At 68.9% G+C, this 23,320-nt stretch carries 20 protein-coding genes; 17 read left to right on the top strand and 3 right to left on the bottom strand.

Annotation, left to right across the window (positions count from 1 at the left end; translation table 11 throughout):
- Positions 1–44: 44 nt before the first annotated feature.
- Both HD599_RS08665 and HD599_RS17995 read right to left on the bottom strand, forming a co-directional pair.
- A complete protein-coding gene (locus HD599_RS08665) occupies positions 45–737 on the bottom strand; it encodes a TRIC cation channel family protein (protein WP_184236056.1) in 693 nt (230 codons plus the stop codon).
- A gap of 77 nt (positions 738–814) precedes the next feature.
- Positions 815–1,540 carry an SDR family oxidoreductase gene (locus HD599_RS17995; protein ID WP_184236053.1) on the bottom strand — a complete coding sequence of 242 codons (726 nt, stop codon included), beginning with the start codon at positions 1,538–1,540 and terminating at the stop codon, positions 815–817.
- Between the two features lie 71 nt (positions 1,541–1,611).
- On the opposite strand from HD599_RS17995, the gene recO reads away from it, so the two are divergent.
- From recO to HD599_RS08605, 12 genes are all read left to right on the top strand, one after another.
- Positions 1,612–2,343, top strand: coding sequence for a DNA repair protein RecO (gene recO / locus HD599_RS08655; RefSeq protein WP_184236050.1), 732 nt, complete (start codon positions 1,612–1,614; stop codon positions 2,341–2,343).
- Positions 2,340–3,149 carry an isoprenyl transferase gene (locus HD599_RS08650; RefSeq protein WP_246376132.1) on the top strand — a complete coding sequence of 270 codons (810 nt, stop codon included), beginning with the start codon at positions 2,340–2,342 and terminating at the stop codon, positions 3,147–3,149. The genes recO and HD599_RS08650 overlap by 4 nt, the downstream gene beginning before the upstream one ends.
- Positions 3,150–3,229: 80 nt before the next feature.
- A complete protein-coding gene (locus HD599_RS08645; RefSeq protein WP_184236047.1) occupies positions 3,230–3,766 on the top strand; it encodes a GNAT family N-acetyltransferase in 537 nt (178 codons plus the stop codon).
- A 45-nt stretch (positions 3,767–3,811) separates the two neighbouring features.
- Entirely contained in the window at positions 3,812–4,870 is a 1,059-nt protein-coding gene (locus tag HD599_RS08640) for a Gfo/Idh/MocA family protein (RefSeq protein ID WP_184236045.1), read from the top strand.
- 523 nt (positions 4,871–5,393) lie between these two features.
- The gene (locus tag HD599_RS08635) at positions 5,394–6,779 is read left to right on the top strand and encodes a glycine--tRNA ligase (protein ID WP_184236042.1); all 1,386 of its coding nucleotides are present in this window, start codon (positions 5,394–5,396) and stop codon (positions 6,777–6,779) included.
- A 283-nt stretch (positions 6,780–7,062) separates the two neighbouring features.
- Entirely contained in the window at positions 7,063–8,097 is a 1,035-nt protein-coding gene (locus HD599_RS08630; RefSeq protein ID WP_184236039.1) for a glycyl-tRNA synthetase, read from the top strand.
- Positions 8,094–8,759: a DsbA family protein gene (locus HD599_RS08625; RefSeq protein WP_184236036.1), complete on the top strand. Its 666-nt coding sequence runs from the start codon at positions 8,094–8,096 to the stop codon at positions 8,757–8,759. Before HD599_RS08630 ends, HD599_RS08625 begins: the two co-directional genes overlap by 4 nt.
- A complete protein-coding gene (locus HD599_RS18190) occupies positions 8,756–8,884 on the top strand; it encodes a hypothetical protein (protein ID WP_281381830.1) in 129 nt (42 codons plus the stop codon). The genes HD599_RS08625 and HD599_RS18190 overlap by 4 nt, the downstream gene beginning before the upstream one ends.
- Before the next feature lie 429 nt (positions 8,885–9,313).
- Positions 9,314–10,624, top strand: a complete 1,311-nt coding sequence (locus tag HD599_RS08620) for a glycosyltransferase (RefSeq protein WP_184236033.1) — start codon at positions 9,314–9,316, stop codon at positions 10,622–10,624.
- A complete protein-coding gene (locus HD599_RS08615; RefSeq protein WP_184236030.1) occupies positions 10,621–12,492 on the top strand; it encodes a right-handed parallel beta-helix repeat-containing protein in 1,872 nt (623 codons plus the stop codon). The genes HD599_RS08620 and HD599_RS08615 overlap by 4 nt, the downstream gene beginning before the upstream one ends.
- Entirely contained in the window at positions 12,489–13,556 is a 1,068-nt protein-coding gene (locus HD599_RS08610; RefSeq protein ID WP_184236027.1) for a right-handed parallel beta-helix repeat-containing protein, read from the top strand. The genes HD599_RS08615 and HD599_RS08610 overlap by 4 nt, the downstream gene beginning before the upstream one ends.
- A 54-nt stretch (positions 13,557–13,610) precedes the next feature.
- On the top strand, positions 13,611–15,083 hold the full coding sequence (locus HD599_RS08605; protein WP_184236024.1) for a UDP-glucose dehydrogenase family protein: 1,473 nt from the start codon (positions 13,611–13,613) through the stop codon (positions 15,081–15,083).
- A gap of 139 nt (positions 15,084–15,222) precedes the next feature.
- On the opposite strand, the gene HD599_RS08600 is transcribed toward HD599_RS08605, so the two are convergent.
- Positions 15,223–15,684 (bottom strand): aminoacyl-tRNA deacylase, encoded by a 462-nt coding sequence (locus HD599_RS08600; RefSeq protein WP_184236021.1) that lies wholly within the window; start codon positions 15,682–15,684, stop codon positions 15,223–15,225.
- Positions 15,685–15,730: 46 nt separating this feature from the next.
- Between HD599_RS08600 and dusB the strand changes: the two genes are divergently transcribed.
- The 5 genes from dusB (at position 15,731) to HD599_RS08575 (ending at position 23,320) form a co-directional block, all read left to right on the top strand.
- Positions 15,731–16,888, top strand: coding sequence for a tRNA dihydrouridine synthase DusB (gene dusB / locus HD599_RS08595; protein ID WP_184236018.1), 1,158 nt, complete (start codon positions 15,731–15,733; stop codon positions 16,886–16,888).
- Positions 16,878–18,134 carry a deoxyguanosinetriphosphate triphosphohydrolase gene (locus tag HD599_RS08590; protein WP_184236014.1) on the top strand — a complete coding sequence of 419 codons (1,257 nt, stop codon included), beginning with the start codon at positions 16,878–16,880 and terminating at the stop codon, positions 18,132–18,134. Before dusB ends, HD599_RS08590 begins: the two co-directional genes overlap by 11 nt.
- A 291-nt stretch (positions 18,135–18,425) precedes the next feature.
- Positions 18,426–20,270 carry a DNA primase gene (dnaG, locus tag HD599_RS08585; protein WP_184236011.1) on the top strand — a complete coding sequence of 615 codons (1,845 nt, stop codon included), beginning with the start codon at positions 18,426–18,428 and terminating at the stop codon, positions 20,268–20,270.
- A 196-nt stretch (positions 20,271–20,466) separates the two neighbouring features.
- Entirely contained in the window at positions 20,467–22,095 is a 1,629-nt protein-coding gene (locus HD599_RS08580; protein WP_184236008.1) for an ABC transporter substrate-binding protein, read from the top strand.
- Positions 22,096–22,222: 127 nt separating this feature from the next.
- The gene (locus tag HD599_RS08575; RefSeq protein ID WP_184236005.1) at positions 22,223–23,320 is read left to right on the top strand and encodes an ABC transporter permease; all 1,098 of its coding nucleotides are present in this window, start codon (positions 22,223–22,225) and stop codon (positions 23,318–23,320) included.

Genomic DNA, 23,320 nt, shown 5'->3' with positions numbered 1-23,320 from the left:
CGCCTACAGCTCAGCGGCGACGCGAGATCAGCGGCGGCCGGCGCTCAGCGACGACCCGGACGGAAGTTGCGGAAGTTGCGGAACCGGCGCAGCGTCGGGATCTTCTCGAGGCGGCGCTGCTCGGGCAGGCTCCAGTTGAACAGCACGGCGAGGATGCGCACGCCGAACGTGACCACGACGCCGACGACCGCGGCGATCGTCACGTTGACCCCGAACGCGATGCTCACCACGATGCTCGACGTGCCGGCCAGCGCCGCGATCGCGTAGAGCGAGCCGACCTGCATGATCGCGATCGGCAGGTTGAGCAGGAGGTCGCGCAGGATCGACCCTCCGACCGCGGAGACCGCGCCGAGGAACACGGCGGGCACCGGAGGCACGCCGACCGCGAGCGCCTTCGTGGTTCCGATGGCCCCGAACAGTCCGATGGTCAGCGCGTCCAGCACAGTGATGACCTTCGACAGGCGGCTGAAGATGCGCTCGAGGAACATGCCGACGAGTGCCGCGATGACCGCGGTGGGCAGATACCAGTTGCTCTGCATCGCGGCGGGAAGCTGGTTGAGCAGCACGTCGCGCAGGATTCCGCCGCCGAAGCCGGTCGCGATACCGATCACCGCGACACCGAGCAGGTCGAGCCGGCGGTCGCGGAACTGTGCCGCGAACAGCGCCCCCTGCAGGCTGCCGATGCCGATGGCGAGGATGTCCGCCCAGGCGGGGATGAAGAAGGCGGCTGTGTTCACTCGTCCATTGTCCCGTGTGCCGAGCGCGGCCGCTTGCTGAGGGACGCCGAGATATCGACGCCGTGGCGAGCGCGTGACTACTGCGCGGCGAGATACTCGGCGAAGGTACGCCCGCCCGACCGGTTCTGCGGCACGAGGTGATGCCCGGCAGCGAAGGCCGCCCACGTGCGCCCCGGTATGGCGACGGGGAGGATCGGCTTGCGCCATCCGTATCTCGTCGACACGGCACGGGCGAGGTCGTCGCCGGTCAGGACCTCGGGCCCGCCGAGGTCGGGCACCCGGCCACGCGGGTCCCCGCCCGCGAGATCGGCGAGCTGCTCGGCGACGACGCGCGTGTCGATCGGTTGGATACTGAGCCGGGGCGAGAGCAGCACGGGCAGACGCTTCTGCGCGAGGAACGGTGCGGCGGCGAAGGAGTGGAACTGGGTCGTCCGCAGCACGGACACCGGCACCGAGCCCGCGAGCAGCGCCTTCTCCGCCGCCAGCTTCGCCCGGTAGTACGGGAAGGGGATGTCGTCGATGCCTGCGATCGAGATGAACACGATGTGCCCGACCCCCGCCGCCTCGCACGCCGCGAGAAGCGTGCGGGCCTCTGTCTCCTGGTTCTTGCCCGCGGCGAGGTGCACGACGGTGTCGACGCCGTCGAGCGCGGCGGAGATCCCGGAGCCGGCAGCGAGGTCGCCGGTGCGGAACTCCGGGTGCTCGCTCCGGCTCAGCACGGCCGTCTCGACGTCACGCGACCGTAGTAGCGGAACGAGCTCACGACCGAGGGTGCCGGTTCCGCCGGTAACGAGAGTGACCATGTGTTCTAGGTTCCTTGTCCGTCAGCCTGTCGTCCAGCCTCCATTGTCGTCGCAGAGCGGATAATAGGTAAGTGCCCCTTTACCGTGATGAAGCCGTCGTGCTGCGCACCCACAAGCTGGGTGAGGCCGATCGTATCGTCACGATGCTGAGCAGGCAGCACGGCAAGATCCGGGCCGTCGCCAAGGGCGTCCGGCGCACCGCGAGCAAGTTCGGCGCGCGTCTCGAACCGTTCATGGTCGCCGATGTGCAACTGTTCGAGGGTCGCACCCTCGACATCATCACGCAGGCGGAGTCGCTCGGCTCGTACGGCGCCGAGATCACCGCCGACTACGGCAGTTACACCGCGGCGAGCGTCATGGTCGAGACGGCCGACAAGATCACCGACGACGACGGATCGCTGCAGCAGTACCTGCTGCTCGTCGGCGCGCTGCGGTCGCTCGCCCGCCGCGAACACGGCTCCAGCGTCACTCTCGACAGCTACCTCCTCCGCTCGCTGTCGATCGCCGGCTGGGCGCCGAGCTTCCTCGACTGCGCCGTCACGGGCGCACCCGGCCCGCACACCGTCTTCGTCGCCCAACTCGGCGGCGTGGTCGCCGACGAGGTGGCGCCTCCGGGCTCGCCCCGTCTCGAGATCAAGACCCTCGAGCTGCTGTCGGCACTGCTCACCGGCGACTGGGAGGCGGTCGAGACGTCGGACGAGCGCCATCGGAGCCAGGCGAGCGGCGTGGTCGCCGCGTACACCCAGTTCCACCTCGAACGCACTCTGCGTTCGCTCCAACACGTCGATAGGTCCACCGCATGAGATTCATCAAACCCGGAATGACGCATCCGGACGCCGTGGATTTCAAACCGGTGGACTGGACCGGCGTCTACCCGCCTGTGATGGACAAGCGAGCCGTGCCCGAGCACGTCGCCATCGTGATGGACGGCAACGGCCGCTGGGCCAATGGCAAAGGCCTCACCCGCATCGAGGGGCACAAGGCAGGCGAGGCCAGCCTGCTCGACGTCGTCGCCGGCGCCATCCAACTCGGTATCAAGCATCTGAGCGTGTACGCCTTCTCCACCGAGAACTGGAAGCGCAGCCCCGACGAGGTGCGGTTCCTCATGGGGTTCAACCGCGACGTGCTGCACCGCCGCCGGGACCAGCTCAACGACTGGGGTGTGCGTGTGCGCTGGGCCGGCCGCAAGCCGCGGCTGTGGGCGTCCGTGATCAAAGAGCTGCAGTTCGCCGAAAAGATGACCGCGGGAAACGACGTGCTCACGCTGACCATGTGCGTCAACTACGGCGGACGCCAGGAGATCACCGACGCGGTGCGGCTGTTAGCCGAGGATGTCGCGGCCGGCCGTCTGAAACCGAGCGGTATCACCGAGAAGTCGATCCAAAAACACCTCTACACCCCCGACCTCCCCGACGTCGACCTGTTCGTGCGCAGCTCGGGCGAGCAGCGCACCAGCAACTTCATGCTCTGGCAGAGCGCGTACGCAGAGATGGTGTTCCTCGATACCCTCTGGCCCGACTTCGGGCGCGAGCAGCTCTGGGAGGCGGTCTCGCTCTACGCGAGCCGCAACCGCCGCTTCGGCGGGGCCGTCGACGCGCCGACCGCGTAGGGGCACGTCGCAGTACATAACGCGGCGGCCGCCCCGGGACCGCGGGGCGAGACTGGTCGGACGATAGGAGAGGGAGCGACGTGAGCGAAGAGCAGACCCCCGTCATCGTGCGGAGCGCGACGGCCGACGAATTCGACGCGGTCGCCGACCTCGTCGACGCCGGCTTCACGGCCGGGCCGTACGGACACCTCCCCGTCACCGCCGCGCGCCGGGCGTTGCAGCGCGACTCCGCGGGCCGCGCCGCCTCGGGCGCGCTGCTGGTCGCGGTCGACGCGTCGACCGGGGCTCTCCTCGGCACCTCGAGCCTGCTGCGCTCGGGCACCCCGGCCTCCCGCCTCGCGGTCGGTGACGAGGCCGAACTGCGTCTGCTCACGGTCGCACCCGAGGCCCGCGGACGCGGGGTCGGGGAGCTGCTCGTCACCGCGACCGTCGACGAGGCGCGGCGCTGGGGTGCGTCGTCGGTCGTGCTCGACACCGGGGACCTCAACCACTCCGCGCAGCGGTTATACGAGCGCGCGGGATTCCGGCGCGTGCCCGAGCGCGAGAAGTCGTACGAGGGCACGGGCATCGGCTGGTCGCTCGTCTTTGAGTTCGCGCTGGAGTCCGCGACGGGCTGACCTCGGCCGCGGCATCCCGATGTCTGATCTCGCTAGTCTGGACGGATGTCAACCACCACACCAATCCGCACGGGCATCATCGGCTACGGGCTTTCCGGCCGGGTGTTCCACGCTCCGTTCATCGCGACCAATCCGGCGTTCTCGCTCGACCTGATCGCCACGGGCAACGTCGACCGCCAAGCGCAGGCGCGCGAGGCCCACCCCGGAGCGACCATCGTCGACACCCCTGAGGCGCTGCTCGAGCGCGCCGGAGACCTCGACCTCGTCATCCTCGCGTCGCCGCCGCACGTGCACCTCGCCCAGGGCATCGCCGCCCTCGAGGCCGGTGCCGCGATCGTCATCGACAAGCCGTTCGTGCCGTCCGTCGTCGACGCGAAGAAGCTCATCGCCAAGTCGGAAGAGACCGGCAACGCGGTCTTCGTCTTCCAGAACCGCCGCTGGGACGGTGACTTCCTGACGATCAAAAAGCTGATTCGGGATGGCGCACTCGGCGACGTGCACCGCTTCGAGTCGACGTTCGAGCGCTGGGGCAGCGCCAAGACCGGCCTCTGGCAGGAGACCACCACGATCGAGGAGGGTGCCGGAATCACCTTCGACCTCGGCAGCCACCTCATCGACCAGGCGCTACAGCTGTTCGGTCCGGCGACGGTCGAGCAGGCCGAACTCGCGATCGTGCGCGGGGGAGTCAGCGACGACGACTCGTTCATCTCGCTGCTGCACACCAGCGGCGTGCGCTCGCACCTGACGATGAGCCGGGCGGCCGCGCAGAACGGTCCGCGGTTCCGGGTGCTGGGCAACAAGAGCGCGTACAGCGTCTACGGTCTGGACAATCAGGAACCGTTCCTCAAGGAGTCGCGCTGGCCCGGGTCCGAGGGCTACGGCATCACGCCGCCGTCCGAATGGGGTTTGCTCGGCGTCGACGGATCCGCGGAGGGGCTCGCCCCGTACCCGACCGAGAACGGCGACTACCCGGCGTTCTACGAAGGCGTCGCGGCGACGATCCGCGACGGCGCCCCGTCTCCGGTCGACGCCCGGGACTCGCTCGAGGTCGTGCGCATCATCCAGCGCGCGCACGAGATCGCGGCGAACGCGCAGCAGTTGTAACGGGGAGGGCGGTGTCTTCGCACCCCCGTTTCGGAAATTCAGGAAGAGCGGGCTGCACGATCGCTCCGTGGCGGCGTGTTGCGCGCGGCACGGTCGCGAATTCCTGAGTTTCCGAAAGCTGCGGAGGCGAGGGCGGTGTCTTTTTTCACCCCCCGTATCGGAAATTCAGGAAGAACGCGGGGCACGACCACGATGCGGCGGCGTGTTGCGCGCGGCACGGTCGTGAATTCCTGAATTTCCGAAAGCTGCGCGGGGGCGAGCGTCGCGCCAGCCCTAGAGTCGCGCCGGCCCGGGAACCGCTCCGGCCCGAGAGCCGCGCCTGAGCGGGAACCGCGCCAGCCCGGGAACCGCGCCTGAGCGGGGCGCCGGTCGCGGCATCCGGCCACCGCCTGAAGCGCGCCGCGCAAGGCCGCAGCCCGCCGTGCCCGCCCACCCGGCCGCGGCCGGCCCGGCGACCGCACCCGTAAACTGAATACCTACCTCGACCGCGCATCCAGCACGGCTGATCATTTTGGAGCTATCTGTGGCCAACGCCAATTCCCTCGACGCCATCGTCAACCTCGCCAAGCGCCGGGGTTTCGTCTTCCAGTCGGGAGAGATCTACGGCGGTTCGCGCTCCGCCTGGGACTACGGTCCGCTCGGCGTCGCGCTCAAAGAGAACATCAAGAAGCAGTGGTGGCAGACCGTCGTCCAGGGTCGCGACGACGTCGTCGGCCTCGACTCGGCCGTCATCCTTCCCCGCAAGGTATGGGAAGCGTCCGGCCACGTCGAGGTCTTCTCCGACCCGCTCGTCGAGTCGCTGCACACGCACAAGCGCTACCGCGCCGACCACCTGCTCGAAGCCTACGAGGAGAAGCACGGCCACCCGCCCGTCAACGGTCTCGCCGACATCAAGGACCCCGACACCGGCCAGCCCGGATCGTGGACCGAACCGCAGAACTTCTCGGGCATGCTCAAGACCTACCTCGGGCCGGTCGACAACGAGGAGGGTCTGCACTATCTGCGCCCCGAGACCGCGCAGGGCATCTTCGTCAACTTCGCGAACGTCATGGGCAGCGCCCGGATGAAGCCCCCGTTCGGAATCGGCCAGATCGGCAAGAGCTTCCGCAACGAGATCACGCCCGGAAACTTCATCTTCCGCACCCGCGAGTTCGAGCAGATGGAGATGGAGTTCTTCGTCGAGCCCGGCACGGACGAAGAGTGGCACCAGTACTGGATCGACGCTTCGCTCGCCTGGTACACCGACCTCGGCATCAACCCCGAGAACCTGCGCCTCTTCGAGCACCCGCAGGAGAAGCTGTCGCACTACTCCAAGCGCACCGTCGACATCGAGTACCGCTTCCGCTTCGCCGGCAGCGAGTGGGGCGAGCTCATGGGCGTCGCGAACCGCACCGACTTCGATCTCAAGACGCACTCAGAGGCGTCCGGCACCGACCTGTCGTACTTCGACCAGACGCAGGACAAGCGCTGGATCCCGTACGTGATCGAGCCCGCGTTCGGACTCACCCGTGCGCTCATGGCCTTCCTCATCGACGCGTACGCCGAGGACGAGGCCCCCAACGCGAAGGGCGGAGTCGACAAGCGCACCGTTCTGCGCCTCGACCGCCGGCTTGCGCCGGTCAAGGTCGCCGTCCTGCCGCTGTCGCGCAACGAGCAGCTCTCGCCGCTCGCCCGCTCGGTCGCCGCCGACCTGCGCAAGTACTGGAACGTCGACTTCGACGACGCCGGCGCTATCGGCCGCCGCTACCGCCGCCAGGACGAGATCGGCACGCCGTTCGCGATCACTGTCGACTTCGAGTCGCTCGAGGACAACGCGGTGACCGTGCGCGAGCGCGACTCCATGGCGCAGGAGCGCGTCTCGCTCGACCGCCTGCGCGGCTACCTCGCGGAGCAGCTGCTCGGCGCGTAGTCGCACGGCAATCGCCGCCCTCCCTGCCCCGAGATTTCGTCCTCCGAGATTTCGGAAATTCAGGAAGAGGCGGCGTTTGCTGTTTACGGGGTCGCGGAAACCCGGGTCTGCTGCGGCGGCTGTGCGCCAGACTTCCTGAATTTCCGACAGGGCGGCTGAGGGGCGGGCGGGTTCAGAAGCGGGCGGATGACGCGGCTCCTCCCCAGGCCCGGTGCGGGATGCACGCCACACCGATAGCCGCGCCGCGGCCCGGTCGCCCCCCGCCGGCGATCAGCATGGGGCGATGCCCGATATCGCAGCGATCGTCGCATCCCTCGGGGGGATGGCCCAGAAGCAGCAACTCGTCGCGCGGGGAGCGCGCGACCTCGATCTGACCCTCGCGGTGCGCGGGGGAGAGGTCGAGCGCGCCCGGCAGGGCTGGTACACGACGCTGCCGTCCGACGACCCCCGGGTGCGGGCGGTGCGCGTCGGCGGCAGGCTCACCGGAATGTCGGCGGTGATCGCGCTCGGCGGGTGGTCGCTGGGGCGGCATCCGCTGCACGTCTCGCTGCGGGACAACGCGGCGCGACTGCGCACCCCGGGGAACCGGCACGTCAAGTTGCACGGCCGACATCCGCCCAATCTCAAGCTGCACTGGGACGGAGCCGCCGTTGCAGCCCGCGGGTCCGCGACGGTCGTCGATCTGCGCGATGCCCTCGTACGGGTCGTGCTGGACGAGGAGTTCGAGACGGCGGTCGCGGCGATCGACTGGGCACTGCACTCGCGGCTGTTGAGCACGTCGGGGCTCGCGGAAATCGTGAGAGCGCTGCCGCGCGAGCTGAGGTTCATCCGCGAGTGGGTGGACCCGTTGTGCGAGAGCCTGCCCGAGAGTCTCGCGCGGACTCGGCTGAGCCTGCTCGGCCACTCGGTGATCTCGCAGGCGCACCGCGGCGACGCCGACCGCATCGACCTCGTCGTCGACGAGAGTGTGGGCATGGAGACGGACGGGGACGAGTTCCATTGGGACCGGTTCGAGCCCGACCGGATGAAGGACCTCGACATCACGATCGCGAACCTGACCGCGTTGCGCCCCAGCGCCCGCGCCGTGTTCCATCACTGGCCGAAGGTCGTGCTCGCCGTGGAGACCGCCATCGCCGGCCGAGCATCCACGTCGCAGGTCGGAAATTCAGGAAGAACACCCCCGCGCCTCCCGAAGAGGCCCGGAAAACCGGGGCACCGCCGCGGCCATCGGCACAGAACTCCTGAATTTCCGAAAACACAGCGCGAAAAGGGGGGAGGTGGGAATACGGCGCGGCCGGTGGCGTTGGGTTCAGAGTGAGTGACGCAATCAAGGTAGACATCTGGTCCGACGTGCAGTGCCCCTGGTGCTACATCGGCAAACGCAAGTTCGAGGACGGGGCCGCCCAGTTCGACGGCGACGTCGAGGTGGAGTACCACTCCTTCGAGCTCGCCCCTGACACCCCGGTCGACTTCGACGGATCTCCCAAGGACTTCCTGAGCCAGCGCAAGGGCATCTCGCCCGACCAGGTCGACATGATGCTCGACCGCGTGACCGGCATCGCCAAGAGCGTCGGCCTCGACTACGACTACGACCATGTGCACCAGACCAACACGATCAAGGCGCACGAGCTGCTGCACTTCGCGAAGACGAAGGGCCGCCAGCTCGACATGAAGGAGCGCCTGCTCAAGGCGTACTTCGTCGACGGCCGCCACGTCGGCCGCATCGAGGACCTCGCCGACCTCGCCGCAGAGATCGGGCTCGACCGCGACGAGGTCCGCGCGGCACTCGAAGCCGGCACCTACGTCGCCGACGTCAAGGCGGATGTCGCACAGGCCGAGGCCTACGGAATCCAGGGCGTGCCGTTCTTCGTGATCGACGGCAAGTACGGAGTGTCCGGCGCCCAGGACGCGGCCGCGTTCGTCAACGTCCTCGAGCAGGCCCGCGCCGAGCGCTCCGAGTCCGAGGACGTGCCCGCGTGAGCACCCTCCCGCTGCAGATCGTCGGCGATCCGCAGGCTGCTGTCTGCATCGGCGACGTCTGCGAGATCCCCGCGCACCCCGAGCAGGCCATCGTCAACCGGCAGTTGGATTCCGACCGGGTCTAACGCGGCGCCCGCCGTAAGCGGCCGCGGCGCCCGCCGTGAGGAGCCGCGACGCCCGCAGAGAAGCGGTGCCCCCGCGAGCCGCGACGCCCGCCGAGAAGCGGTCCCACCGCGCGCCGCAACGCGCAAGGCCGCATCCGTGAGATCTGTCTCATCGGCGCGCGGCGAGGGATTTGCCCGCTGACCAGCGTTTTCCAAGCGAGAACGCGGCCCCACGTCATCCCTCGCATTAATAACGATTCATATTCACTCTGCTCTCTTGAACCCTCCTCGACGACCTGCCTAGGTTGAGGTCATAGCCGACTCTGCAGTTCTATCGCAGGCTCACGGCCACCGATGTCCGGGGCTATGGCGGCACTCCGGTGCGCGCCATGGGTTCGGCTTGTTGCGACTCCACGGTGCCGGAATGCGACGAGGGCGGAGGGCCCGGGCATGACCTTCAGCGACGAACTGCAGTATCTGCTCGCCGATCTCGGCGACCTGTTCGGGGCGGTACGCCCGTATCTGCCCGTCGCCATCGCCGGCGTCGTCGTCTGGGCGCTCTGGCTCTACCGCTTCGTCGCGTCCCGCCTCGCCGGCCCGATCGAAAGCGGGTTCGCCAGCACGACGTCGGTCGTCGTGCCGTCGTTCCACGAGGACCCCGAGATCCTCCTGCGCTGTCTCGACACCTGGCGTGAGCAGGACCCGACCGAGATCATCATCGTCCTGGATGTCGCCGACGTCGACACATACGACCGGATCGCCGAGCTCGGGGACGACCGGGTGCGCCCGCTGCTGTTCCACCACGCCGGCAAGCGATCGGCGCTCGGGGCGGGCATCCGGGAGGCGTCATCCGACATTCTGTTCCTCGTCGACTCGGACACGTCGTGGACGCCGGGGCTCCTCCGCAACGCGCAGAAGCCCTTCGCCGACCCGCGCGTCGGAGGGGTGAGCACGCAGCAGAACGTCTACCAACGCCGGTCGAGCATCTGGCGCCGCATCGCCGACTGGCTAGTGAACCTGCGCTACTACGACTACGTGCCCGCGATGGGGCGCGCCGGAGCCGTGCCGTGCATCTCGGGGCGCACCGCCGTCTACCGCCGCGACGCCGTGCTGCCCGTGCTCGACGACCTCGAGAACGAGTACTTCATGGGCCGCCGCTGCATCTCGGGCGACGACGGCCGGCTCACCTGGCTGGTGCTGGCGTCGGGATGGCGCACCGTGCACCAGTCGTCGGCGAAGGCGCTGTCGATGTTCCCGTCGACGTTCAGCGCGTTCGTCAAGCAGCGCGTGCGCTGGAGCCGCAATTCCTACCGCTGCTACTTCACCGCGATCGCGAAGGGCTGGCTCTGGCGGGTTCCGTTCGTGGCGAAGATCACGGTGCTGCAGATCCTGATCACGCCGCTGACCATGGGCCTGAGCATGTTCTACCTGATTTTCAACCGGCTGGATGTCACGGCCGTCGGCATCACGGCGGCGACGGCGTGGCTCCTGCTGGGGCGGGGGCTGCGGGGCATCTCGAATCTGCGCCGCAACCCGGGCGACATCCTGCTGCTCCCGCTCGTCGCCCTCGTCGTGATCTTCGTCGCGCTGCCCGTGAAGCTGTACGCGTTCGTGACGATGAACAAGCAGGGCTGGCTGACCCGGCACGACAACCAGGTGGGGGCCGACGCGCAGGATGCCGCGACCCTCGCACCGGTCGATACGGCGGCCGCGGCATCCGACCTCGACGACCTCGGCGGTCCCCGGGAGGTGGCGGCATGAGCGGCCGGCAGTCCGGGGCGAAGCAGCCGGTGGTGATCGGGATCGCGTTCGGCCTCTTCGTCGGCATACTCGCGTCGGTCGTCGTGGTGCGGGTGTCGCTGCTGGGGGAGCACGCGGCCGACACGATGGCCGCGTCGACCGCGGCCGCCGAGACGGTCGCGGCGGGGCGCGCGTATCCGGGAGACTCCCGGGCCGAGGCGGCTTTGGTCGAGGCCGAGTCGGAGCGGCTGTCGTACGTGCGCCGGGTCTCGGCGTCGGCGGTCGGGGACGCGACCGTCGCGACTCCGCCGTACCGGGTCCGGACGGGGACGACCTACACGCTCGTCCTGACTCCCCGGGAGCAGCCGTATTCCGCCCCGGAGCTCGCCGCCCTTGCCCCGGGCACGTTCCAACGCGACCCGGACGGATTCTTCCTGCTCTCGGAGAACATCGTCGTGCTCGGCGGCGCCACCCTCGCCCTCGCCCCGGAGGAGGGGAGCGTCGGCCTCGACATCCGCCTCGCGAGCGACACCGACTTCTTCGTCTCGATAGTGACCTCGGGCGGCTCGCTCGTCGTCGACGGCACCGAGACCGCGCCCGTCTCGCTGTCGAGCTGGAGCCGCAGCACGGGAGCGCCCGATACGCAGACCACCGACGGCCGCGCCTACGTGCGGGTGATCGGCGGCCGGGCTTCCGTTTCGCACGCAGACGTCTCCGACCTCGGCTTCTGGAGCGGCAACACCGGGGGGCTCGCCCTCACCGGCACCGACGAGGCGGCGACGTTCGACGGGCTGCTCGACCCCGCGCCCGACAGCGTGTCGGCCGCTGCGACGGCGACCGGTGCCCCGGTCCTTCCTCCCGGACCCCTCGTCGTGCCCGGTTCACCCACCCCCGACGCGCTCGTGACGGCGGGGCTCGACAACCTCCGGGTCAGCGGCAACGCGTTCGGCGTCTTCATCGCCAACGCGCACGGGGTGCTGCTGCGCGACTCGAGCATCAGCGACAGCCTCGTCGACGGCGTGGTCTTCCACCGCGCGGTCGAGAACAGCTCGATCGTCCGCACCGAATCCCGCGACAACGGCGTCGACGGATTCCGGGCGGCACGGTCGAGCACCGACGTGGCGTTCACCGCGGTCACCGCCACCGGCAACGGGCGCGACGGCCTCGCGCTCGACGGCCGTCCGCTCGCGGCGGGCCCGAGCGCGACCGGCACCGCGGTCGTCGACTACGGCGACAGCACGATCGCCCGCGGCGAGTTCAGCCACAACGGGCGCTACGGCATCGCGGTGAGCGGCGGCAGCGACCTGTCGATCCGCACCAACGAGGTCGCGGCCAACCTCGGCGGCATCGTCGTCGACGGCGACGCGAGCGACGTGACGATCAGTGACAACAGGCTCACCGACCAGGTGCGCCAGTCGATCGCCATCCGGGACGGCGTCCGAGCGGCATCCGTCGTCGACAACAGCATCGCCGGCGGCGACACGGCCGTCTACGTGCGCAACGCGGGAGCGACGGTCGAGCGGAACACGGTCTCCCGGGTCTCCAACCACGGCGTCACCCTGGTCGGCGACGCGGGCGACGTGACGGTGACCGCGAACGTCGTCGCCGGCTTCGGCAGCATCCCGATCTTCACCGAGGACTCCGAGGGCGGGACGGTCGCCCATAACGACACGGCCGACTGGCACCCCGCGATCACCGTCGCGACCGTCGTGAACGCGGTGTTCCAGCCGCTCACCATCGTCTGGATCCTCCTCGCCCTCGTCGTGGTCGGCACCGCTCTCGCCACCCGCGCCAGCCGGTCGACGGCGACGATCCGCCACCCCTACGCTGACCGCGTGCCGATCTCGGCCTTCACCCGCGGGTTCGTCAGCAGGGAATCGATGAAATGACTCTCGGAAGAGGTGAGCCGACCATGTTCGGAAACTCAGGAAAAGGCGTGCTGATCGCCGCCGCGGGTCTCATCCTGGCCGGGGGAGTCACGACCGCGCTGGTCGTCGCGTCGCCCGCGTCCGGGCCGACGATCGGTACTCCGGATGACGCGGTCCAGACGGTCTCCCGGGTGGACGGCGACTGCGATTCGCCGACGGTCACCGTGTCGACGAAAAAGCAACTGACGCGGGCCCTCGAGGATGCCGCGCCGGGCGACGTGATCGCGCTGGAGCCCGGAACCTACTCCGGCCGCTTCACCGCGGAGACCGACGGCACCGCCGACGAGCCGATCACCCTCTGCGGTCCCGAGGACGCTGTGCTCGACGGGGGAGGCACGCGCAAGGGCTACGTGCTGCACCTCGACGGCGTGGACCACTGGGTGCTCAGCGGGTTCTCGGTGCAGAACGGGCAGAAGGGCGTCATGGCGGACGCCACGACCAACACCCTGATCAGCGGGCTGCACGTCTCGCAGACCGGCGACGAGGCGATCCACCTCCGCGACTTCAGCACCGACAACCGGGTCGTCGGCAACACGATCCGCGACACGGGGCTGCGCAAGGCCAAGTTCGGCGAGGGCATCTACGTCGGCACGGCCGAGAGCAACTGGTGCGACATCAGCGACTGCGAACCCGACGCGAGCGACCGCAACCTGGTCGAGGGCAACGACATCGCCGACACCACCTCGGAGAGCATCGACCTCAAGGAGGGCACCGCCGACGGGATCGTCCGTGGCAACACCTTCGACGGGTCCGCGATCACCGGCGCCGACTCGTGGGTCGACGTCAAGGGCAACGACTGGCTGATCGAGGGCAACACCGGCGCGAACTCGCCGCAGGACGGCTTCCAGACGCACGAGATCCTCGACGGGTGGGGCACCGGCAACGTGTTCCGCGACAACGAGGCCGCGGTCGACGGTCCGGGCTTCGGCTATTCGCTGACCCCCGAGCTGGACAACGTCGTCGAGTGCTCGAACACGGCCACCGGCGCGGCGGAGGGGACCACGAACGTCGAGTGCCAGGACTGACCGCCGCCGCGGCCTCAGCCGCGGCATCCCGCTCACCCGAGAGAAGGAATGACCATGACCACCAGCGCACCCATCGTCGACCACCCGCGCATGACCGTGATCGGCACGGGCTACCTCGGCGCGACGCACGCCGTGTGTATGGCGGCGCTCGGATTCGACGTGCTCGGCGTCGACGTCGACGAGGGCAAGATCGAGGCGCTGGCCGAGGGGCGCACGCCGTTCTTCGAGCCGGGGCTGCCCGAGAAGCTGCGCGAGGCGCTCGACTCGGGGCGGCTGCGGTTCACCACCGACTTCGACCGCGCGGCGGAGTTCGGCGACATCCACTTCGTCTGTGTCGGCACCCCGCAGCTGCCCGGGTCGAACGCGGCCGACCTGCGCTTCGTCGATTCCGCTTTCACCGAGTTGGCGAGGCGGATGACGCGGAAGGCGTTGCTCGTCGGCAAGTCGACCGTCCCGATCGGCACCGCGTCGCGGATCACGGCCGCGGTGCAGGCGGTATCGCCGCTCGGGGACGAACTCGAGCTGGCGTGGAACCCCGAGTTCCTGCGCGAGGGTTTCGCCGTCGACGACACGCTGCACCCCGACCGGCTGGTGTTCGGGGTCTCGTCGGAGTGGGCGGAGGGGCAGCTGCGGGCGGCGTTCCGGCCGATCCTCGACGACGACACCCCGCTCGTCGTCTCCGACCTGGCCACCGCGGAACTGGTCAAGGTCGCCGCGAACTCGTTCCTCGCGACGAAGATCTCGTACATCAACGCGATGGCGGAGGTGTGCGAGGCGACAGGGGCCGACGTGAACCAGCTGGCCGTGGCCCTCGGGTACGACGACCGCATCGGACCGCGGTTCCTCAAGCCGGGACTCGGGTTCGGCGGCGGGTGTCTGCCGAAGGACATCCGGGCGTTCACGTTCCGGGCGGCGGAGCTCGGGGTCGGGCAGGCGGTGGCGTTCCTCGAGGAGGTCGACGCGATCAATATCCGTCGGCGGGTGCGCACGGTGGATCTCGTGCGGGAACTCGCGGGCGGCTCGCTCGAGGGCGTGCGGGTCGCGGCCCTCGGCGCGGCGTTCAAGCCGAACTCCGACGACGTGCGCGACGCGCCCGCGCTCGACGTGGCGCGGATGCTCTATCTCGAGGGCGCGAGCGTCAGCGTCTACGACCCGGAGGCGACCGAGAACGCACACCGCGCCTACCCCGATCTCGACTACGCGTCGTCGCTCACGGAGGCGGTGACCGGCGCGAGCGTGGTCGCGCTGCTGACCGAGTGGGACGAGTTCCGCGACGCGGACCCCGCCGCGCTCGGCGAGCTGGTGGCGGCGCGGCACGTCGTCGACGGGCGGCACGCCCTCGACGCGGACCGGTACCGCGCCGCCGGGTGGGAGTACCGGGCGCTGGGGCTGCCGGCCGGGCCGCACCCCGCGGCCGTGCCGGCGGTGGCGCGAGTAGCGCAGCCTGCGCAGCAGCTGCAGCCTGCGCAGGTAGGGCAGGCATCGCAGGCAGCGCAGGTATGGCAGGTACCGCAGCAGCCGCGCTGACCCATCGGAAATTCAGGAAGTCTGGCCGCGCAGCAGCGGGCGCGGCCCGGAATCGTGCGGGCGACGCCCCGGCGCGGAGCAGGACTTCCTGAATTTCCGAAATTGCACGGCGCGAAACAGGCCGCGCGGCGCGGGCGCGCTAGTCCGAGATATCCGCGACCGTGGCGCCCAGCCCGGCGATCAGCTCGTCGGCGTCGACGAACGCGCTCATCCCGTGCTGCCCGGCACCCATCGCGATGCGCAGTCCGACGATCCGCTCGTCGGCGAAGACCGGCCACGCGGTCGACGAGCCGAGCGGTGTGATCGTGCCCCGCTCGAACCCGGTCGCCTCGAGGGCGAGGTGCGCCTCGGGCAGCCGCAGCTTGTTGACCCCGACCACGCCGCGCAGCTTGCCCCACGAGATCTGCCGGTCGCCCGGGACTAGCGCGAACAGATAGGTGCCGTCGTGGCGTTTGACCACGAGGGTCTTCACGATTCCCGCGGGCGACAGGCCCATCAGCGCGGCCGCCTCCTCCAGCGACCCCGCGGCGGGACGCTCGACGAACTCGATGGAAATGCCCCGCGCCGCGGCATCCGCCTGCACCAGATCTCGACCACTCATGGCGCCTCGCGTATCCGTTGTGAAAGAACGTGGAAGAATTGAACAAATGACCGCCGTGACAGCCACACTTCCTACCCTACAGATCGGGCCGATCGCCCTTGACGTACCGGTCGTGCTCGCGCCCATGGCCGGCATCACCAACACCGCGTTCCGCCGGCTCTGCCGCGAGTACGGCGCCGGCCTCTACGTCTCCGAGATGATCACCAGCCGCGCCCTCGTCGAGCGCACGCCCGAGAGCATGCGGCTGATCAAGCACCACGAGTCGGAGACGACCCGCAGCATCCAGCTCTACGGCGTCGACCCGAAGACCGTGTCCGAGGCCGTCACGATGCTCGTCGCCGAGGACCGCGCCGACCACATCGACCTGAATTTCGGATGCCCCGTGCCGAAGGTCACCCGCAAGGGCGGGGGAGCGGCGCTTCCCTGGAAGCAGGATCTGTTCCGCGACATCGTCGAGGGTGCGGTGAAGGCCGCGGGCGACATCCCGCTCACCGTCAAAATGCGCAAGGGTATCGACGACGAGCACCTCACCTACATCGAGGCGGCGAAGGCCGCGCAGGGTGCCGGCGTCGCGAGCATCGCGCTGCACGCCCGCACGGCCGCGGACTTCTACTCCGGCCAGGCCGACTGGAGCGCGATCGCGAAGCTCAAGCAGACCATCACCGACGTGCCGGTTCTCGGCAACGGCGATATCTGGTCGGCCGAAGACGCCGTCAGAATGGTCAATGAGACGGGATGCGACGGGGTCGTCGTCGGGCGCGGCTGCCTGGGACGACCGTGGTTGTTCGGCGATCTCGCCGCGGCCTTCCGCGGTGAGACACTGCAGGCACAGCCCACGCTGGGCGAGGTCGCGCAGGCCTACCGCCGTCACGCCGAACTGCTGATCGAGTTCTATGACGGCGACGAGGCCCGCGCCTGCCGCGACATGCGCAAGCACGTGGCCTGGTACTTCAAGGGCTACCCGGTCGGCGGCGAGACGCGCGCCGCGCTCGCCATGTCGTCGAGCGTGCAGGAGATCGACGATCTCATCGCGACGCTGGACGCGGACCAGCCGTACCCCGGCCGCGAGGCGGAGGGCCCCCGCGGCCGCGCCGGCAGCCCCAAGAACCCGAGCCTGCCGTACGGCTGGCTCGACAGCCGGACGCTCGACGAGAGCTTCCGTACCGAGTTGGTCGAGGCCGAATTGCACAACAGTGGTGGCTAGGGGAGATACCGGGCAGTACAGCGAGGCGGACGCCGAGCGCTGGCTCCCCGAGGAGCACTCGAGCCGCCGCAGCGACTTCGCCCGCGACCGCGCACGCCTGTTGCACTCGAGTGCGTTGCGCCGCCTCGCCGCCAAGACGCAGGTGCTCAGCCCGACGCAGGGGCTCGACTTCGCCCGCAACCGCCTGACGCACTCGCTCGAGGTCGCGCAGGTCGGCCGCGAGCTCGCCGAGAGCCTGGGCCTGGACCCCGACGTGGTCGATACCGCCTGCCTCGCGCACGACATCGGACACCCGCCGTTCGGCCACAACGGCGAGAAAGCGCTCAACGACTGGGCGATGGACTTCGGCGGCTTCGAGGGCAACGCGCAGACCCTGCGCCTGCTCACCCGCCTCGAGCCCAAGGTCTTCGGCCGTGACGGCAAGACCTACGGCCTCAACCTCACCCGCGCCTCCCTCGACGCGAGCACGAAATACCCGTGGCCGGCGTCGCAGGGCATCCCCGACCCGAGCGGGCGCAGCAAGTTCGGCTTCTACGACGACGACACGCCCGTGTTCGAGTGGCTCCGCGACGGAGCCCCCGACCGCCGCCGCTGCATCGAGGCGCAGGTCATGGACCTCTCCGACGACATCGCCTACTCGGTGCACGACTTCGAGGACGCGGTCGTCGGCGGCTACCTCGACGTGCCCGCGCTCGGCGACCGGGTCGACCACGACGAACTGGTCGAGTCGATGTTCGTCTGGATCGGCGGCGAGTTCACCCACGACGAGCTGATCGCGGCGTTCGACCGCCTCGACAGCCTCGACTACTGGCTGAGCGCGTGGAACGGCTCGCGCGTCGACCTCGCCCGACTGAAGAACCTCACCAGCCAGCTGATCGGACGCTTCGCGCACGAGGCCGTGCACGCCACCCGCGCGGCGCACACCTCGGGCGCGCTCATCCGGTTCGGGGCCGACGTCGTCATCCCGAAGAACACGCAGGCCGAGATCGCGGTGCTCAAGGGCATCGTCGCCGCCAACGTCATGTCGACGAACGCGCGAAAGCCGATCTACGCCGAGCAGCGGGATACGTTGACCGATCTCGCCGACGCGCTGCTCGCCACCGGGGAGCGCAACCTCGACGCCGGATTCGCAGCCGACTGGCGTGACGCCGCCGACGACAGCGCGCGCAAACGCGTGATCGTCGACCAGGTCGCGTCGCTGACCGACCAGTCCGCGCTGGCCTGGCACGCCCGACTGGTCGGCTGAGCCGCCGCTCCCGCCCCGCCCGCGTCGCCAGCGCGCGGCTTCAAGCACGGCCACACGCGGCCTCCCCGCGCGGCCTCCCCTTCGGAAATTCAGGAAGAGTGCGGTGGATGCCGCGACGCGACGCCGCGGAACCCGCGGGGTTCCGCGGCTCGCCCGGCAGCGCCATCCATGACTTCCTGAATTTCCGAAAACGGAGCGCGGCTGGTTGTTCGCAGGGTGGGGTTTGCCTTCCTCTCCACCGCAGCGTGCGCGCGTCGGCGGGGGAGCCGCCGCGACCGTAGAATCGTGTGCGTGGCAGGCCTGATTCGACGAAGCGATATCGACGAAGTTCGGTCGCGCACCAATCTGGCCGACGTCGTCGGCGACTACGTGACGCTGAAGAGCGCCGGGGTCGGCTCGATGAAGGGCCTCTGCCCGTTCCACGAGGAGCGCAGCCCCAGCTTCCACGTGCGGCCCGGCGTCGGTTTCTACCACTGCTTCGGCTGCGGCGAGGGCGGCGACGTCTACTCGTTCCTGCAGAAGATGGACCACGTCTCCTTCTCCGAGGCGGTCGAGTTGCTCGCCGGCAAACTCGGCTACGAGCTCCACTACGAAGACGGCGGTCAGGCGAGCGACCACGGCAACCGCGCGCGCATCCTCAGCGCCAATCAGGCCGCGTCCGACTTCTACGTCGCGAGCCTCGGCAGCGACGAAGCCGAGCCCGGCCGCCGGTTCCTGGGCGAACGCGGTTTCGACCAGAGCGCCGCCGAGCGCTTCGGCATCGGTTTCGCGCCCCGCGGCGGCGCCCTCGGCAAGCACCTCAAGACGCTCGGCTACAGCGAGGACGAGCTCGTCATCGCCGGACTGCTCGGCAGGGGAGACCGCGGCGACGTCTACGACCGCTTCCGCAGCCGGCTCGTCTGGCCGATCCGCGACACCACCGGCCAGACCGTCGGATTCGGCGCGCGCCGCCTGCTCGACGACGACAAGGGCCCGAAGTACCTCAACACCCCCGACACCCCCGTCTATCACAAGAGCCAGGTGCTCTACGGGCTCGACCTCGCCAAGAAGGACATCGCCCGCGGCAAGCAGGTCGTCGTGGTCGAGGGCTACACCGACGTCATGGCGTGCCACCTCGCCGGTGTGACCACCGCCGTCGCCACCTGCGGAACCAGCTTCGGCATCGACCACATCAAGATGATCCGCCGGGTGATGGGCGACGTCGCGGGCGACGTGCGCAGCACCGGCGAGGTCATCTTCACGTTCGACCCCGACGCTGCCGGCCAGAAGGCCGCGAGCCGCGCCTTCGACGAGGAGCAGCGCTTCTCGGCCGAGACCTTCGTCGCGGTCGCCCCCGACGGGCTCGACCCGTGCGACCTGCGCCTCGCGCGCGGCGACGACGCGGTGCGCCGCCTCGTCACGACGCGCAAGCCGATGTTCGAGTTCATGATCCGGCGCGTGCTCGACGCCCACGACCTCCGTACGGTCGAGGGCCGGGTCGCCGCGCTTCGTGCCACGGCCCCGGTCGTCGCCGGCATCCGCGACGAAGCGCTCGAGGTCGGCTACGTCCGCCAGACCGCCCAGTGGCTCGGCATGGACATGGACGAGGTGCGTCGCGCCGTGCAGACCGCGCGGTCCGCGCCATCCACCGACCCTGCCGCCGGCGAACAGTCGCTCGACAACAGCCTGTCGCTCATGCAACTGCCGACCGACCCCACCACGCGGCTCGAACGGGACGCGCTGATGGCGATGCTGCAGTATCCCGTCGACGTCGGGCTCGACTTCATCCGCCGCGGCGCCAACGTCACGTTCACCGACAACACGCTCGCCGTCGTCAGCGACGCGATCGCGACGAGCGCCGAGCACTGGGAAGCGCCCGACTGGCTCGCCCGTGTCTCCGACGAGGTGCCGCTGCCCTTCGCGACCCTGGTCAAGCAGCTCGGCGTCGCGCCCATCCCCGAGCGGCCCGAGGTCATCGGCTCGTACTGCAAGGACGTCGTCGCCGGCCTGATCGACCGCGATCTGCTGCGGCAGAAGAAAGAGCTGCTCGGTGCCCTGCAGAGAACGGATGCCGCGGCAGAGGCCGACGCGTACGGACAGATCCAGCGCGATCTGGTGCGCGTCGAGGCCGAGCGGCGAGCTCTTCGCGACAGTTGAGACCGCACGAGCTGAAGGCCCTTCACGGGCCTATGTTGCTTTCGTGTAAACATCCCCGGCCGGGACGCCGTCAGCGCTGGGCGTCGCTTACTTGTGTGTTACTACTAGACCACAGCAATCTGTGGCGCATGACGTTGTCGTGCGCGACAAAACGCACAGTATGTTCCTTGCAATCAACAGGAAGAGGTAGACGCATATGACGTCCACAACCAGCAAGCGAGTATTCGGCGTCGTCGCCGGTACCGCGGCTTTCGCTCTCGTGCTCACGGGATGCGCCCAGAGCAACGACGGAGGCGCCGACGAAGGCACCTCGTCGGGCACGCTCATCGTCGGAACCACGGACAAGGTCACGTTCCTCGACCCCGCCGGTTCCTACGACAACGGCTCGTTCGCGGTCATGAACCAGGTGTACCCGTTCCTCGTCAACTCGGTGCAGGGCACCTCGGATGTCACCCCCGACATCGCCGAGTCCGCCGAGTTCACCAGCGAGACCGAGTACACGGTCGTCCTCAAGGAAGGACTGACGTTCGCCAACGGCAACGACCTGACCTCCTCCGACGTCAAGTTCTCCTTCGACCGCCAGCTCGCGATCGCCGACGAGAACGGTCCCTCGACCCTCCTCGGCAACCTCGCCAGCGTCGAGGCCGTCGACGACACCACCGTCGTCTTCACCCTCACCAACCCGAACGACCAGACCTGGGGCCAGATCCTCTCCAGCCCGGCCGCACCCATCGTCGACGAAGAGGTCTTCTCGGCCGACTCGATCACCCCCGACGACGAGATCGTCGACGGCGAGGCATTCGCCGGCCAGTACACGATCGCGAGCTACGACTTCAACAACCTCGTCTCGTTCAAGGCCAACCCCGACTACCAGGGCAACCTGGGTGCGGCGAAGACCGAGAACATCTCGCTGAAGTACTACACCGACGCGTCCAACCTCAAGCTCGACGTGCAGGAAGGCAACATCGACGTCGCGCACCGCAGCCTCTCCGCGACCGATATCGCCGACCTCGAGTCGAACGACGACGTCAACGTCGAGATCGGCCCGGGTGGAGAGATCCGCTACATCGTCTTCAACTTCGACACGCAGCCCTTCGGCGCGACGACCCCCGAGGCCGACCCGGCCAAGTCGCTCGCCGTGCGCCAGGCTGTCGCCGACCTCGTCGACCGTGAAGAGATCTCCGAGCAGGTCTACAAGGGCACCTACCTGCCCCTGTACTCCTACGTGCCCGACGGACTCACCGGTGCCACCACGGTCCTCAAGGACCTGTACGGCGACGGCGAAGGCGGACCCGATGCAGACGCAGCGGCCGCAGTCCTCTCCGAGGCAGGCGTCGCGACCCCCGTCACGCTCAACCTGCAGTACAACCCCGACCACTACGGTGAGTCGTCCGGTGACGAGTACGCCCTCGTGAAGAGCCAGCTCGAAGAGTCCGGCCTGTTCACCGTCAACCTGCAGTCCACCGAGTGGGTCACCTACTCCAAGGACCGCACCGCTGACGTGTACCCGGCCTACCAGCTCGGCTGGTTCCCCGACTACTCGGACGCTGACAACTACCTCACGCCGTTCTTCTCCACGGACAACTTCCTGGGCAACCACTACGACAACAGCGCGGTGAACGACATGATCGTCGCGCAGGCGTCGGAGGCAGACCCCGCAGCCCGCCAGGCACTGATCGAGGACATCCAGGCTGCAGTCGCCGCCGACCTGTCCACCGTTCCGCTGCTCCAGGGCTCGCAGGTCGCGGTCACCGGCAAGGACGTCTCGGGCGCAGTGCTCGACGGCTCCTTCAAGTTCCGCTACGGCTCGCTCGTGAAGGGCTAGTCGAACGCGGATAGTCATGGCTGATTCGATCAGCCAGCTAGAGTCTTTCTAGCGCGATCAGGGGCGACCCGCTACTTGCGGGTCGCCCCTTTTCGATTCCCACCGGTACTGCCACGTGAGGTTATTAATGAGCACGACCATTCAGACGGCGCCCTCAAGCCAGGGCCCGCCGTCAGCTCCCACAAGGAGCTTCAAGTTCCCCGGCGGGAATCTGGGACGGTACATCGTCGTCCGCTTCCTCCTCGTCATCCCGACGGTATTCATCCTCGTCACGATGGTCTTCCTCCTGCTGCGCACGATCGGCGATCCGATCACCGCCGCTCTGGGCGGACGCCTCTCCGCGGCCCAGCTGCAGGAGCGCATCCACGAGGCCGGCTACGACCGCCCGATCATCGTGCAGTACTTCGAGTACCTCGGCCAGATCTTCACCGGCAACTTCGGTACCGCGATCTCCGACGGCCGCCCGGTGACCGAGCTGCTCGTCACCTACGGCGTCGCCACTTTCGAACTCGTCGTCTACGCGCTCATCGTCGCCTTCATCGTCGGCATCCCGCTCGGCATGGTCGCCGCGTACTTCCGCGACAAGGCCCCCGACGCGTTCCTCCGCGTCTTCGCAATCCTCTGCTACGCGACGCCGGTGTTCTTCGCCGGCCTCCTGCTCAAGCTCATCTTCTCGGTCTGGCTCAAGGTGCTCCCCGTGGCCGGCCGCGCGTCGACCCGCACCGAGCTCGAGATGTCCAGCCTCGACAACAAGACGGGCATCTACCTCGTCGACGCGATCCAGCTCGGCAGCCCCGCGGCCGTCGCCGACGTGCTGCAGCACGCCGTGCTCCCGGGCGTCGCGCTCGGTCTGCTCACCGCCGGCATCTTCCTGCGCCTCGTGCGCACCAACGTGATCGGCACCCTCTCGATGGACTACGTGGACGCCGCCCGCTCGCGCGGAGTGGGGGAGTACCGATTGGTGCGCCGCCACGCCTACAAGCCCGCCCTCATCCCGATCATCACGGTGATCGGCCTGCAGATCGCCCTGCTCCTCGGTGGCGCGGTGCTGACCGAGTCCACCTTCGAGTGGAAGGGTCTCGGCTTCAAGCTCGCCGAATACCTGACCGCCCGCGACTTCATCGCCGTTCAGGGCATCGTCGCGCTCCTGGCGGTGGTGGTCGCGCTGAGCAACTTCATCGTCGACATCGTCGCCGCGATCATCGACCCGAGGGTGAGGTTCTAA

The sequence above is a fragment of the Conyzicola lurida genome (assembly GCF_014204935.1).
Lineage (GTDB): Bacteria > Actinomycetota > Actinomycetes > Actinomycetales > Microbacteriaceae > Conyzicola > Conyzicola lurida.
The sequence above is the reverse complement of the archived record's forward strand: the minus strand, read 5'-3'. Positions and strand labels throughout refer to the sequence as shown.

Bases quoted from the DNA above. Each gene is read 5' to 3' on its own strand.
- HD599_RS08630 (WP_184236039.1), top strand. From the start codon at position 7,063: ATGCCCGATATCGCAGCGATCGTCGCATCCCTCGGGGGGATGGCCCAG.
- HD599_RS08575 (WP_184236005.1), top strand. From the start codon at position 22,223: ATGAGCACGACCATTCAGACGGCGCCCTCAAGCCAGGGCCCGCCGTCA.
- HD599_RS17995 (WP_184236053.1), bottom strand. From the start codon at position 1,540: ATGGTCACTCTCGTTACCGGCGGAACCGGCACCCTCGGTCGTGAGCTC.
- HD599_RS08580 (WP_184236008.1), top strand. From the start codon at position 20,467: ATGACGTCCACAACCAGCAAGCGAGTATTCGGCGTCGTCGCCGGTACC.
- dusB (WP_184236018.1), top strand. From the start codon at position 15,731: ATGACCGCCGTGACAGCCACACTTCCTACCCTACAGATCGGGCCGATC.
- HD599_RS08640 (WP_184236045.1), top strand. From the start codon at position 3,812: ATGTCAACCACCACACCAATCCGCACGGGCATCATCGGCTACGGGCTT.
- HD599_RS08605 (WP_184236024.1), top strand. From the start codon at position 13,611: ATGACCACCAGCGCACCCATCGTCGACCACCCGCGCATGACCGTGATC.
- HD599_RS08615 (WP_184236030.1), top strand. From the start codon at position 10,621: ATGAGCGGCCGGCAGTCCGGGGCGAAGCAGCCGGTGGTGATCGGGATC.
- HD599_RS08650 (WP_246376132.1), top strand. From the start codon at position 2,340: ATGAGATTCATCAAACCCGGAATGACGCATCCGGACGCCGTGGATTTC.
- HD599_RS08610 (WP_184236027.1), top strand. From the start codon at position 12,489: ATGACTCTCGGAAGAGGTGAGCCGACCATGTTCGGAAACTCAGGAAAA.
- HD599_RS08600 (WP_184236021.1), bottom strand. From the start codon at position 15,684: ATGAGTGGTCGAGATCTGGTGCAGGCGGATGCCGCGGCGCGGGGCATT.
- HD599_RS08620 (WP_184236033.1), top strand. From the start codon at position 9,314: ATGACCTTCAGCGACGAACTGCAGTATCTGCTCGCCGATCTCGGCGAC.